The sequence below is a fragment of the Gordonia sp. UCD-TK1 genome, assembly GCF_001691435.1.
GTDB lineage: Bacteria > Actinomycetota > Actinomycetes > Mycobacteriales > Mycobacteriaceae > Gordonia > Gordonia hongkongensis.
On record NZ_LZMP01000079.1, the window covers coordinates 87,375 to 100,853 of the forward strand.

The window sequence follows — 13,479 nt, forward strand, 5'->3', positions numbered from 1 at the left end:
GGGCTGTCGTTCCGCGTCCGATCGCGGAATTTGTCGGCGACCTACGCGCGTTTATCCTTGCTAGCGATGCCCGTGCCAAGCCGACCGCCCGTGAAGGCGCCTGTCTACCTCGACCACGCCGCTTCGACGCAGATGCTGCCCGAAGCCGTCGAGGCGATGACGGCCGTCTTCGCGCAGCCGGGTAACGCCTCGTCGCTGCACGGATCCGGTCGCACCGCACGTCGTCGGCTCGAGGAGGCGCGCGAGGCCATCGCCGCGGCGGTCGGTGCCCGGCCCTCCGAGGTCGTCTTCACCGGCGGCGGCACCGAGGCCGACAACCTGGCGGTCAAGGGGATCTACTGGGCACAGCGGAACGCCGATCCCCGCCGTCGCCGGATCATCACCTCGGCGATCGAACATCACGCCGTCCTCGACCCCGCGCAGTGGCTGGCCGAGCAGGCCGGAGCCGAGCTCGTCCTGCTCCCGGTCGACGCCGACGGTGTCGTCTCGCCCGCCGACCTGCGCGCGGAGCTCGAGGAGCACGCCGCCGAGACCGCTCTCATCTCGCTGATGTGGGCCAACAACGAGGTCGGCACGATCCAACCGATCGCCGAGCTCGCCGCGGTCGGGTCCGAATTCGGCGTCCCGGTGCATTCCGACGCGATCCAGGCCGTCGGCCATCTGCCGGTGGACTTCGCCGCGAGCGGCCTCTCGGCGCTCAGCCTGACCGCCCACAAGTTCGGCGGGCCGCAGGGTGTCGGCGCCCTGCTGCTGGGTCGCGATGTCGGGTGTGTGCCGCTGCTGCACGGCGGCGGCCACGAACGCGACGTGCGCTCGGGAACCCAGGACGTCGCCGGTGCGGCCGGCATGGCCGCCGCACTGTCGTGGTGCGTCGAGCACCTCGACGAGAACACCGCGCACGTCCGCGCCCTGCAGACCCGGCTGACCGACATTCTCCTCGGCGTCGACGGAACGGTGCGGAACGGTGCCGACGGCGATCGTCGCCTCCCGGGGAACGTGCACGTGTCGTTCGCCGGTTGTGAGGGTGACTCGCTGCTCATGCTTCTCGACGCCAAGGGCGTCGAGTGTTCCACCGGATCGGCCTGCACCGCCGGGGTCGCCCAGGCCAGCCATGTCCTCCTGGCGATGGGTCTGGACATGGCCGACGCGCGGTCGTCGCTGCGGTTCTCCCTCGGCCACACCACCACCGAGGCCGACATCGACGCGGTCGCCGCGGTCATCGACGAGGTCGTCGACCGGGCGCGGGCGGCCGGACTGGTCTCGGTCCCCGGCGGAAGGATCTCCTGATGCGCGTATTGGCAGCGATGAGCGGCGGCGTCGACTCGGCGGTCGCCGCGGCCCGGGCGGTCGAGGCCGGTCACGAGGTGGTCGGAGTTCATCTGGCGTTGTCGACGGCTCCGGGTGCGCTGCGCACCGGCTCGCGTGGATGCTGCTCGCGCGAGGACGCCTCCGACGCCCGCCGGGCCGCCGATGTCCTCGGAATCCCGTTCTACGTCTGGGATTTCGCCGACCGGTTCAAGGACGATGTGATCGACGAGTTCGTCGAGGCCTATGCGGCCGGACGCACCCCGAACCCGTGTCTGACGTGCAACGAGAAGATCAAATTCGCGGCCCTCGCCGACAAGGCGATGGCGCTCGGCTTCGACGCGCTGGCCACCGGTCACTACGCGCAGCTGACCGACGGCGAGTTGCGACGAGCGGTCGACGCCGACAAGGACCAGTCGTATGTGCTGGCCGTGCTGACGCGTGATCAGCTGTCGCGGGCGATGTTCCCGATCGGTGACACCCCGAAGTCCGAGATCCGGGCCGAGGCGGCCCGGCGCGGCCTGGCCGTCGCGGACAAGCCGGACTCCCACGACATCTGCTTCATCCCGAGCGGTGACACCCGCGCGTTCCTCGGTGCCCGCATCGGCGTCCGGCCGGGCGCGATCGTGGACGCGACGTCGGGCGAGCGCCTCGCCGAGCACGACGGGGTCCACGGTTTCACCATCGGGCAGCGCAAGGGCCTGGGGGTCGAGGCGCCGGCCGCCGATGGCAAGCCCCGCTATGTCACCGAGATCGACCCGGATTCGGGGACGGTGACGGTCGGGACGGCTGCCGACCTGCAGGTCTGGGGCATCACCGCGACGCGCGCGGTGTGGACCTCCGGCGTCACTCCGGACGAACCCTTCGACGCGATGGTGCAGGTGCGAGCCCACGGCGGGCTCGCGCCGGTGCGCGCGACCGCCACCACGATCGACGGTGAACCCGCCATCGACATCGCGCTGCAGGAGCCGCTCACCGGCGTCGCCCGCGGTCAGGCCGCGGTGCTGTACCTGCCCGATGCCCGACGCGGCGACCAGGTCGTCGGGTGCGGACGCATCGCCACCACCTCATCGCAGCCGACTGTCGTCGCATCTCGGTGACCGGAGCGGCACTGCCCACCGGAGTGGGCACCGGCGTGGGGTCGATGCCCGGCACCGACGCACGTGCGGCCGCCGCGGTGGTGAACGGGGAACTCGATCTCGCCCACCTCGTCGAACTGCCCGCGCGAGGTATCGGTGCGGATCTGATCGGCCGGATGGCGGCGATCCTCGTCGACCTGCCGATGGACACCGCGACATGGGGTTACCGGCTGGCGCAACGCCACTCCCGCCTGGCCCGACGCGCCGCGGACCTGCTTGCCGAGGACCTCGACGTCGTCGAGGAACTGTGGGAGACAGCGGGTTTCATCGGTACCGGCCGCACCTTCAAGGTTCAGGTGGCCGGCCCGTTCACCACCTCGGCATCTGTCGAGCTGACGAACGGGCAACGAGTCCTGAAAGACCACGGAGCGGTCCGCGACATCGTCGAGTCGACGGCGGAGGGTGTGCGCGAGCACGTCGCCGAGGTGGAACGCCGGCTCGGTGCGCGCGTGGTGGTCCAGCTCGACGAACCGATGGTCGGCCAGGTCATCGACGGCACGGTGAAGCCGCTGACCCGCTTCGACCCCATCCGGGCGATACCGGCGGTCGAGGTGGCTCGCGCACTCACCGAACTCGTCGACCACGTCGGCGTCCCGGTGGTCTTGCACGATTGCGGCACACCGCGGTGGGACCTCCTCGAACATCTTCCCGGGGTTGCGTATTCGATCGACATCACCACACCGTCGGCGACCGATCTCGACGGCATCGGGATGCTCGTCGACCGCGGCGGCGTCCTGCTCGCGGGTCGTGTGCCGTCGACAGCGCCCGATCGTCCGCTGGCCGCCGAACACGTGGCGACCGAACTCGCCGCGCTGACCGACCGCATCGGGCTGGACCGCAAAGTGTTGTCGGACAACGTGATCGTGACGCCGAGCTGTGGTCTGGCCGGGGCGTCGACGAAGTGGGCCAAGACGGCCTTGGCGATCACCGCAGAGGCCGGTCATCTGCTCGGCAGCGATCCCTCCGCGCTCTGAAAACCCCTGCGGGCCCGGCGTCGCGGACCTATTCTCGTCGGTATGCCGCACCCGATCATGTTCGACGACGCGGATCCCTATCTGGGCCGCATACGGGAGATCGCGCTCGCGCTGCCCGACGCGACCGAGGTCGTCGCGCACGGTCGCCCGACCTTCCGCTGCGGCAAGATGTTCGGCAACTACGGCGGTGGCGTCAAGGGCAGCAAGGTGCGTCACGATCAATCGATCCTGGTCCTCGCCGACGACTCCGAGCGGCCCGCGCTGCTGGACGATCCGCGGTTCTTCCTGCCCGCCTACCTCGGGCCGGCCGGCTGGGTGGGGCTGATTCTCGACGCCGAGACCGACTGGGACGAGGTCGCCGAACTCCTCGACACGAGTTACCGCCAGATCGCACCCAAACGGTCGGTGGCGAAGCTCGGTCCGTTGTGATCGTCGGCGCGGAAACTCCCGCGGTCCCGTCTCCGTCCCGCTGATCGGATCCGATCAGCGGGAGGGAAGCAGTACCGCGCGAATGAGGCATCGGTTGACGAGCTGGGTCTGTCCCACCACTCCGATACCCTCGGAACGTGGCAGATACAACGGAGTCGGGTCAGCCGGTCACCGAGCAGTCGGGGCCGGAGGCGGACCTGCGTGAGGAGTGGACCGCGCTCGCCGAGGAGATCCGCGAGCACCAGTTCCGCTACTACGTGAAGGACGCGCCGGTCATCACCGACGGCGAGTTCGATCTGCTCCTCCGACGCCTGCAGGCGCTCGAGGACGCGCACCCCGAACTCGCGGCCGCCGACTCACCCACCAAGCTCGTCGGGGGTGGCTTCTCCACGGCGTTCTCCGCAGTGGACCACCTCGAGCGAATGATGTCGCTGGACAACGTCTTCGACCACGACGAGATGCGCGCCTGGGTCGACCGCGTGGTCGCCGACGCCGGCGCCCGGGCCGACTTCCTCTGCGAGCTCAAGATCGACGGCGTGGCCCTGGCGCTGGTCTACCGGAACGGGGTTCTCGAGCGAGGTGTCACCCGTGGCGACGGACGCACCGGTGAGGACGTCTCACTGAACGCGCGCACCATCGACGACATCCCGATGCGCCTGACCGAGTCCCCGGAGTACCCGATTCCCGAGGTCCTCGAGGTGCGTGGCGAGGTCTTCTTCCGGGTGGAGGACTTCGAGGCGCTCAACGCCTCGCTCGTGGCGGAGGGCAAGCCGCCGTTCGCGAACCCGCGCAACTCGGCCGCCGGCTCGCTGCGGCAGAAGAATCCGCAGGTCACGGCCCGTCGCAAGCTGCGGATGATCTGTCACGGGATCGGGCACACCGAGGGTTGGCGACCGGAGTCGTTGCACGACGCCTACCTGGCGCTCGGGGCCTGGGGTCTGCCGGTGTCGACCCACACCACCAAGGTGTCCGGCGCCGACGAGATCATCGACAAGATCGCCTACTGGGGCGAACACCGTCACGACGTCGAGCACGAGATCGACGGCATCGTGGTCAAGGTCGACGACGTCACCGTGCAGCGTCGCCTCGGTTCCACCTCGCGGGCGCCGCGGTGGGCGATCGCCTACAAGTACCCGCCCGAGGAGGCCACCACCAAGCTCTCCGACATCCAGGTCAACGTCGGACGCACGGGCCGGGTCACACCCTTCGCAGTCCTCGAACCCGTGCTGGTCGCCGGGTCCACGGTCTCGCGCGCGACCCTGCACAACGGTTCGGAGGTCAAGCGCAAGGGCGTGCTGATCGGGGACACCGTCACGATCCGCAAGGCCGGCGACGTGATTCCCGAGGTCCTCGGGCCCGTCGTCGATCTCCGCGACGGCACCGAGGTGGAGTTCGAGATGCCCGAACTGTGCCCGGCCTGCGAGACGCCGCTGCGTCCCGAAAAGGAGAGCGACGCCGACCTCCGCTGTCCGAACCAGGAGAGTTGTCCGGCCCAGTTGCGCGAGCGGCTCTTCCACCTGGCCGGTCGGGGTTCCTTCGACATCGAGGCGCTCGGCTACGAGGCCGCGTCGGCCCTGCTGTCGGCGGGGGTGCTCACCAACGAGGGTGACCTCTTCTCGCTGACGGCCGAGGACCTGATCCGCACGGATCTGTTCACCACCAAGGCGGGGGCGCTCTCGGCCAACGGCAAGCGGTTGCTGGCGAACCTCGACAAAGCCAAGGACGTGGCGCTGTGGCGCGTGCTGGTCGGGCTGTCGATCCGCCATGTCGGGCCCACCGCCGCCCGCGCCCTCGCCACCGAATTCGGTTCCCTCGAGGCCATCGAGGCCGCCGACATCGACCAGCTCGCCGGCGTAGAGGGGTTGGGAATGACCCTCGCCCAGTCGATCCACGACTGGTTCACCGTCGACTGGCATCGAGACATCGTCGAGAAGTGGCGCGCCGCAGGCGTTTCCATGGAAGACGAGCGCGACGAGTCGATCCCGCGGACCCTCGAGGGCAAGACGATCGTCGTGACGGGTTCGCTGGTGGACTTCTCCCGTGACGGGGCCAAGGAGGCGATCCTGCAACGCGGCGGCAAGGCGTCGGGTTCGGTGTCGAAGAAGACCGACTACGTGGTGGTGGGGGATTCGCCGGGCACCAAGGCCGACAAGGCCGAACAGCTCGGCGTGCCGGTGCTCGACGAGGACGCGTTCAAGAAGTTGCTGGAGACCGGCAGCCCCGAGTGACCGTCGATCAGCCCAGAGCGGACTCGAACGCGCGGAAGGCACGCTGGTCGAAAAGGACGAAACGGACCTCCTCGATCGAGGTCTCCGGCAGCGTGGCACGCACCGTGTCGACCGCCTTGCGGGCGCCGTCGTCCATCGGCCAGCCGTACACGCCGGTCGAGATCGCCGGGAAGGCGATGGTGGTGGCACCGAGTTCGGTTGCGAGGCGCAGGGACTCGCGGTAGCAGGAGACGAGCAGGGATGTACGGTCCTCGTCGTAGGAGTGCACCGGTCCGACCGTGTGGATGACCCAACGTGCGTCGAGGTCTCCCGCGGTGGTGGCCACGGCCTCGCCGACGGGTAGTCCACGTTCGTAGGTGCCCGCCCGCAGCTCCTTGCACTCGGCGAGGATCGCCGGGCCGCCCCGCCGGTGGATCGCGCCGTCGACACCGCCGCCGCCCAGCAGTGTGGAGTTCGCGGCATTCACGATCGCGTCGACCGACTGTGTCGTGATGTCGCCCTGTATCAACGTGATGGACGTCATCAGACCATGATGCCTCCGGATCGACCGGCTGTGGCTAACTCTCGGCGCGCAGCACGGTACTGACGATCCCGGCGAGATAACCGAGTCGGGCGACCTCCGACGGCCGGAAGTCCGGTCCGCCGATGCGTCCGAGCAGGATCGCCTTCGACTCCGAGCCCAGGGGAGCCGCCGCGAGACGGGTGTCCATGTCCTGCCAGGCGCCGGGCACCCAGTCGCCGTCGGCGTCCAGCTCGACGGCTCTCTCGAGCGGTAGCCAATCCGCCCTGGTCAGCGGGGTCTCCGGGGCGCCGGACGAGCCGAAGAGCTGCAGCACGCCGCCGCTGGCGGGTGTGACCACCATCGCCCAGGAGACGCGCAGGACGCGGGGCGCATTGTCCACCAGGATCTGCAACCGGTCACGTCCGGCAGTGGCCACCTGATCGACCAACTCGAGTTCACGATGGGTGTCCAGCACGCCCGAGTAGGGGCGGATCGAGTCGACACGGACGCCGTTGACCTTCTCGGCCGCGGTGATCAGGCTGTCGGGCAGCGCCCCGGGCGCCACCTCGACGACGAGGTCGTCCACGGCGTAACCGTTGCCGCGCTCGACGACCTCGAGGGACAGGATGTCTGCGCCGACCGAGCCGAGCTGCACGGCGAGCACGCCGAGGCTGCCCGGCCGGTCTTCGAGATAGACCCGCAACAGGTAGGACACGTGCGACATTCTCGCACCCACGCGCGGGCGGCGCGCAGTGCACGGCTGCCAACCGGTGGCTGGGGGAAGCGGTCGTCGCGGGTTCCCATAGTCTGGAGACGTCGCCCAGACGCCGACACGACATCGGTCGACGACACGGCGGGGACGACGAGACCCGAACGAACAGTGATGGAAGGAAGGACGCTGCGGTGGCTGGCGAACCGAAGTCCATATCGCGCAACGAAGTCGCGCATCTGGCGCGTCTGTCGCGCCTGGCGTTGAGCGAGGACGAACTCGATGTCTACGCCGAGCAGCTGGACTCGATCCTGACCCACGTCGCGTCGGTGTCGGAAGTGGCCGCCGATGACGTGCCCGGCACGGCCCACCCGGCCGAACTGGCGAATGTGCTGCGCCCCGATGTCGTCGTCCCGGGGCTGACGACCGACGCCGCGCTGTCCGGTGCACCGGCCGTCGAGCAGGACCGTTTCGCGGTTCCGCAGATCCTGGGAGAAGAGCAGTGAGTCCCGATTCCAGCGCCGCCGCGCCGCGTCCCGACGGTGATCTGACCGGGTTGTCCGCCGCCGAACTCGCCACCCGGATCGGTGCCCGCGAGGTCAGCTCGGTGGAGGTCACCCAGGCCCACCTCGACCGTATCGCCGAGATCGACGACCAACTCGGCGCGTTCCTCCACGTCAGTGGCGCCGAAGCGCTGGTCGCCGCGAAGGCCGCCGACGACGCGATCGCCGCCGGGGACGCCCCGTCGGCCCTCGCGGGTGTACCGATCGCCCTCAAGGACGTCTTCACCACCACCGACGCACCGACCACGTGCGGGTCCAAGATCCTCGAGGGTTGGGTTCCGCCCTACGACGCCACGGTCACCGCACGCCTGCGCGCCGCGGGTATTCCGATCCTGGGCAAGACCAACATGGACGAGTTCGCGATGGGCAGCTCGACCGAGAACTCCGCCTACCAGCTCACCCGGAACCCCTGGGATCCCAGCAAGATCCCGGGTGGTTCGGGGGGTGGCAGCGCCGCCGCGCTGGCCTCGTACCAGGCCCCGCTGGCGATCGGTACCGACACCGGCGGCTCGATCCGCCAGCCGGCCGCGGTCACCGCGACGGTCGGCGTCAAGCCCACGTACGGCACGGTCTCGCGCTACGGGCTCGTGGCGTGCGCCTCGTCGCTCGACCAGGGCGGCCCGTGTGGCCGTACCGTCCTCGACACCGCGATGCTGCACGAGATCATCGCCGGGCACGACCCGCGGGACTCGACCTCGATCGATGTGCCGGTGCCCGACGTCGTCTCGGCGGCCCGCGAAGGGGCCGAGCGGGATCTCGCCGGCGTCCGGATCGGTGTCGTCACCGAGCTGCAGGGCGAGGGTTACCAGTCCGGCGTGCTCGACTCCTTCCACCAGGCCGTCAAGCTCCTCGAGGAGCGCGGCGCCGAGGTGGTCGAGGTCAGCTGTCCGCACTTCACCTACGCGCTGGGTGCCTACTACCTGATCCTCCCGTCGGAGGTGTCGTCGAACCACGCGCGGTTCGACGCGATGCGCTACGGACTGCGGGTCGGCGACGACGGCTCGCATTCGGCCGACGAGGTCATGGCTCTGTCCCGGGAACAGGGATTCGGTCCAGAGGTCAAGCGCCGCATCATGATCGGGACCTACGCGTTGTCCTCGGGCTACTACGACGCCTACTACGGTCAGGCGCAGAAGGTGCGCACCCTGATCGCGCGTGACTTCGCCACCGCCTTCGAGAAGGTCGATGTGCTCATCTCGCCGACCACGCCGACCACCGCGTTCCCGATCGGGGAGAAGGTCGACGACCCACTCGCGATGTACCTGTTCGACCTGTGCACGCTGCCGGTGAACCTCGCCGGCATCGGATCGATGTCGGTGCCGTCGGGGCTGTCGGTCGACGACGGCATGCCCGTCGGGCTCCAGATCATGGCGCCCGCCCTGGCCGACGACCGGCTGTACCGCGTGGGAGCGTCGTACGAAGCGGCTCGGGGGCCGATCGTCTGACGACCCGGGCGGCGTGCCGTCTTCGGTGCACGCCGCCGCGGGCCGTCAGTTCCGCATCGGCTGCGGCGGTCCGGACTGTTCCGACCCGTACCGGTGGCCTACCCCGGCCGCACCGTCGAGTGCGCCGAGAAGGTCGATGCTCGTCTGTACGAAGCTGACCCCGGGTAGCCACGGCGCCGACGGGACCCGCGGTCCGCGGATGTGGGTGTCCTCGGTCGGTCGGGGCGGCCACCACAGTCCGGCGGCTGACCAGCGCACGACGGGGTCGCTGGAATTGGCGAGAACCGTTCGCGAGGTGCGGGAATCCGGGGCGACGGTACCCTCGGGCGGCGCGACCAGCACGGTCTCGTCGAGCAGAGCGGGGCGCTCGTTCTCCAGCCATACCCGGGCGGCGTCGGCGCCCACGGCACCGAGACTCTGCCCGTAGAGGATCACCCGCGGACGTTCGCGGTCGGGAACACCGTCGAGAACGGTTGTCAGAGCCGACACCACCGCGATCGCCGAGTCCGCCGATCGGGAGCGGTCGGACACGAAGGCCTGCCACGACGGCACGTCGTCGTAGGGGAGTGCGAGAACCCGGACGTCGCCGGCGAACCGGCTCTCGAAACCGTCGACCGCTGCCGGGTCGATCCATCCCGATCCGGTCGGCACCGCGACCACGACCGCCTGCGTCGACAGTCCGCCCGAACGCGTCCACGTCCGCACGAGTTGTGCAGCGGCGCGGTCGAATCCATCGGTGCTCAGCTCCCCGCGGGCCAGGACGTCCGAATGCGTCGCCACCGTCGTCGACGACGCCGGCACCGGCTGTTCGTCGGCGCCGGCGTCGGCGGGTGCCAGCAGTCCCGCCGTGAGTGCAACTGCGCCGGCCGCGAGCAGAGCGCAGCTACGCGGGACGGCGACGATCGCCAGGACGAGGACGGCGGGCGGGATCGTGGCCGCCGCCACCCATCCGGGCCCGACGGGTGCGACGTCGACCGCCGCACGGATGAGGTTCTGCCACCAGACCGCCACGCCGACCGCGCATCCGAGGATCACCAGGCAGGAGCCGAACACGACGCGCCGTGCCTGGTCGTCCGGCTGTCGCCGGCTGCGCCGGGCGACGATCATCCCGATGATCGCACCCAGCGCGCCGAATGCCGCTGTCACGATCGCGGTCGTCGTCGCGTCCCGGGGCAGAGTGCCCGGATAGACCGCCATGAGGTAACCGAGGGTCACCGCGACACTGATCGCGGGATGCGGCCACGATCGGAACGGGCCGTCACGCAGCCAACGGGCGTCTCGGTACTTCGTCATCGCCGCACCTCGCGCTCGTCGGGATCGACCAGGGCGCGCTCGACGGTCGTGTGGACCAAGGCCGACAACGACTCGCCCCGGGCCGGGGGACCGCCGTACTGCCGCCACGTGTTCCACGCCAACCCGATCCGAGCGCCATGCGTGGCAGTCGTGCAGGCAGCTGTCCGGCAGGAGGCGTACATCCGGTCGATCAGCATGCGGTCCAGCGCGATCCGGGCCCAGGCGCCGAGCGGTTTGCCGTTTCGCTGCGCCGCCCGCAACAGGTCGTAGCCGAGATCGTGGGTGCGGCACAGCGGGGTGAAGTGCGGTGGCAACGGAACCGGCGACGAGCAGTCCCCATCCGGGTCGATCGGGTATCCGTCGACGATCCGCGGGGAGTACCCCTGCGCCACGACGAAGGACGGCGGAAGGGACGCCAGTGCGGTGGCCGGGTGCGGTCCCACGAGGGCGACGACCACGGCCGCGTAGGGATTGGTCGCATCGGCCGCCGGCGCCGTCACCGCCGGGCTCGGTGCTGCGAGGAGCGGGCCTGCGACGGCGTGTGCGGTCGAGATCCGCTGGCCGGTGACGAGTACGGCCAGGGTGAGCATCGCCGCCCACCACCGCGACCGTCGTCGGCGAGTGGTTGCGGAGAGATCGCGGTGCTGGTGTAAGTCGTTGTCCGACGGAAGCTCTCGGATGTTCTCTGATCCGGTCATGAGCATCGACGCTATGAGTCCGGATCCGGCCGGCACATCGCTCCGCGGGACCGGCCGCGGTCGTCCCCAGGCCGGTTCGTCGGCGCCGAAACGCTACGACGGTATCGGGTCGTCTCCCTCGGAAGTATGAGGTCTTCGAGCGGTCGGCGAGCCTAGGGTGAGGGCATGTTCGGATACCGCAAGAAGCTCCGCGCGGTGGGGGCGTCCTCACTCGAATGGGCCTCGACCGCCCCGGTGGCCCAGGACCCCGCGGTGCGCCACTACTTCTCGTCGCGCCTCAACTGGTTCTTCCTGTTCGTGGCGCTGGTCATGTACTCGGTCGCCTGGCCAACGCTGCCGATCACCCACTCGATGCCGGTGTTCGTGCTACCCGTGGTCGCTGCCTTCGCGGCCCTGCCGATCGCCCTCGCGTGGTCGGCCCCGTTGCTGGGGTGGGCGATCTCGGTGGTCTCTGCCCAACTCATCGGCATCGTCGTCCCGACCCGGGGCGGGTGGGAGCTGACGATCCAGGTCACCCACCTGATCGAACTGCTGGTCCTCACGTTCATGGCCTTCCTCAAGTGCCCGCTGCGATGGATTCCGGTGGTCTGGGTCTCGACGTCGATCGTCATCGCCTTCGCCGTGCAACCGACCGCGCGCGTCGGGTGGGTCTTCGGGATCTCGGTGCTCGCGGTCCTGGTCGCGTTGCTGCGCGGATTGATGGCTTCGCGACGGCAGTTGGCGGTGCGCACCGAGCAGACCGAGGCCGCCGAAGCAGAGGCGGCCGTACTCCAGGAGCGCGCGCGCATCGCCCGGGACCTGCACGATGTGGTCGCTCACCGGATGTCGATGGTGGTGGTGATGTCACAGACCGCCAGATATCGCCTGCCGGATGTGAGCCCTTCTGCCGCAGCGGAATTCGACGCCATCGCCGAGGCGGCACGTACGTCCCTCGACGAGGTCCGACAGTTGCTCGGGGTCCTGCGCGTCGAGGGGGCGGATGCTTCGGCGGCACCCAATCCCGGCCTGGCCGAACTCGATTCGCTGGTCACCGAGACACGCCGCGCGGGTGCCGAGGTCGTGCTGGACCTGGCCATCGACGCCGACGCGGTCGGTGAATCGGCCGCGCTGGTGATCTATCGGATCGTGCAGGAGTCGCTGGCCAATGCCACCCGGCATGCCCCCGGCGGGCGCGTGGACGTCGAGGTGACGCACGGGGAGGGCGATCTCGTCGACGTCGCCGTGGTCAACACGGCCGCGACCGCTGGACCATTGCAGATCGGCGGGAGCGGAGTGGGTATCCCCGGGATGATCGATCGCGCTCAGGCGGTGGGTGGTTCGCTGGTCGCCGCCCCCACATCGACCGGCGGGTTCGCGGTACGCGCTCGCATCCCGGCGACGCCGCGCCGGGACGTCGTCGTGCCCGAGCCGATCGTGACCTCCACGGGTTCCGGTGAGCCGTCGTCACGACGACGGTAGCGTGACGGCGTGCCGATCACCGTAGTCATCGCAGATGACCAGGCCATGGTGCGTCAGGGCTTTTCGGCGCTGCTCGCCGCGCAACCCGACCTCTCGGTCCTTGGCGATGCCGCCGACGGGGTCGAGGCCGTCGAGGTGTGTCGTCGGGTGCGTCCCGATGTCGTGCTGATGGATGTGCGGATGCCGCGCAAGGACGGACTGTGGGCCGCGGAGCAGATACTCGCGTCGTCTGCCGAACCACCCACGCGCGTGTTGATGCTGACGACCTTCGACATCGACGACTACGTGTACGAGGCGCTGCGCATAGGGGCATCGGGATTCTTGCTGAAGGATGCGCCCGCCGATGAGCTGGTGCGAGCGGTCCGCGTCGTGGCCGCGGGTGAGGCGTTGCTGGCACCGTCGATCACACGGCGGCTGATCACCGAGGTCACCGCCAGGCGCCGGCGGCCGGCGCGGGATCAGAAGCTCGACACGCTCACCCCGCGGGAGCGCGAGGTGCTCGACCTGGTGGCCGACGGCAAGTCCAACGCCGAGATCGGCGCGGACCTGTTCGTGACCGAGCAGACGGTGAAGACCCATGTGAGCAGTCTCCTGAACAAACTCCGGCTCCGGGATCGGGCGCAGGCCGTCGTGTTCGCCTACGAGAACGGCATCAAGTGATCTCGCGACCAGCGCCGGGCTCGCCGGGGCACTAGATTGGGGTTGCTCGGGCAGGTTGACCGATGACGACAGGGAG

At 69.6% G+C, this 13,479-nt stretch carries 13 protein-coding genes; 9 read left to right on the forward strand and 4 right to left on the reverse strand.

Translation table 11 applies throughout. The annotated features are described in order from the left end of the window. Positions 1-66 precede the first annotated feature (66 nt). From A9310_RS23755 to ligA, 5 genes are all read left to right on the forward strand, one after another. Complete coding sequence (locus A9310_RS23755; protein WP_175401208.1) at positions 67-1,287, forward strand: cysteine desulfurase family protein; 1,221 nt, start codon at positions 67-69, stop codon at positions 1,285-1,287. Further along, a complete protein-coding gene (gene mnmA, locus A9310_RS23760) occupies positions 1,287-2,405 on the forward strand; it encodes a tRNA 2-thiouridine(34) synthase MnmA (protein WP_065632681.1) in 1,119 nt (372 codons plus the stop codon). The genes A9310_RS23755 and mnmA overlap by 1 nt, the downstream gene beginning before the upstream one ends. Further along, positions 2,402-3,418 carry a vitamin-B12 independent methionine synthase gene (locus tag A9310_RS23765; protein ID WP_065632682.1) on the forward strand — a complete coding sequence of 339 codons (1,017 nt, stop codon included), beginning with the start codon at positions 2,402-2,404 and terminating at the stop codon, positions 3,416-3,418. The genes mnmA and A9310_RS23765 overlap by 4 nt, the downstream gene beginning before the upstream one ends. Before the next feature lie 42 nt (positions 3,419-3,460). Then, the gene (locus A9310_RS23770) at positions 3,461-3,847 is read left to right on the forward strand and encodes an MmcQ/YjbR family DNA-binding protein (RefSeq protein ID WP_065632683.1); all 387 of its coding nucleotides are present in this window, start codon (positions 3,461-3,463) and stop codon (positions 3,845-3,847) included. 137 nt (positions 3,848-3,984) lie between these two features. Next, positions 3,985-6,075, forward strand: coding sequence for an NAD-dependent DNA ligase LigA (gene ligA, locus A9310_RS23775; RefSeq protein WP_065632684.1), 2,091 nt, complete (start codon positions 3,985-3,987; stop codon positions 6,073-6,075). A gap of 7 nt (positions 6,076-6,082) precedes the next feature. On the opposite strand, the gene A9310_RS23780 is transcribed toward ligA, so the two are convergent. Continuing rightward, a complete protein-coding gene (locus tag A9310_RS23780; protein ID WP_065632685.1) occupies positions 6,083-6,598 on the reverse strand; it encodes an O-acetyl-ADP-ribose deacetylase in 516 nt (171 codons plus the stop codon). Between the two features lie 34 nt (positions 6,599-6,632). Beyond that, positions 6,633-7,301: an amino acid-binding protein gene (locus A9310_RS23785; protein WP_065632686.1), complete on the reverse strand. Its 669-nt coding sequence runs from the start codon at positions 7,299-7,301 to the stop codon at positions 6,633-6,635. Positions 7,302-7,480: 179 nt separating this feature from the next. Here A9310_RS23785 and gatC point away from each other — a divergent pair, with 179 nt between their 5' ends. Together gatC and gatA are read left to right on the forward strand one after the other, a co-directional pair. Beyond that, positions 7,481-7,792 (forward strand): Asp-tRNA(Asn)/Glu-tRNA(Gln) amidotransferase subunit GatC, encoded by a 312-nt coding sequence (gene gatC / locus A9310_RS23790; protein WP_065632687.1) that lies wholly within the window; start codon positions 7,481-7,483, stop codon positions 7,790-7,792. Continuing rightward, entirely contained in the window at positions 7,789-9,294 is a 1,506-nt protein-coding gene (gatA, locus tag A9310_RS23795) for an Asp-tRNA(Asn)/Glu-tRNA(Gln) amidotransferase subunit GatA (protein ID WP_065632688.1), read from the forward strand. The genes gatC and gatA overlap by 4 nt, the downstream gene beginning before the upstream one ends. 45 nt (positions 9,295-9,339) lie before the next feature. Here the strand turns inward: gatA and A9310_RS23800 are convergent, their stop codons facing one another. Beyond that, on the reverse strand, positions 9,340-10,587 hold the full coding sequence (locus A9310_RS23800; RefSeq protein WP_065632689.1) for an alpha/beta-hydrolase family protein: 1,248 nt from the start codon (positions 10,585-10,587) through the stop codon (positions 9,340-9,342). Beyond that, positions 10,584-11,291 carry a hypothetical protein gene (locus tag A9310_RS23805; RefSeq protein ID WP_254661327.1) on the reverse strand — a complete coding sequence of 236 codons (708 nt, stop codon included), beginning with the start codon at positions 11,289-11,291 and terminating at the stop codon, positions 10,584-10,586. Before A9310_RS23805 ends, A9310_RS23800 begins: the two co-directional genes overlap by 4 nt. 159 nt (positions 11,292-11,450) lie before the next feature. Between A9310_RS23805 and A9310_RS23810 the strand changes: the two genes are divergently transcribed. Continuing rightward, a complete protein-coding gene (locus tag A9310_RS23810) occupies positions 11,451-12,743 on the forward strand; it encodes a sensor histidine kinase (RefSeq protein WP_065632691.1) in 1,293 nt (430 codons plus the stop codon). Between the two features lie 9 nt (positions 12,744-12,752). Continuing rightward, a complete protein-coding gene (locus A9310_RS23815; protein ID WP_065632692.1) occupies positions 12,753-13,403 on the forward strand; it encodes a response regulator transcription factor in 651 nt (216 codons plus the stop codon). Positions 13,404-13,479 lie beyond the last annotated feature (76 nt).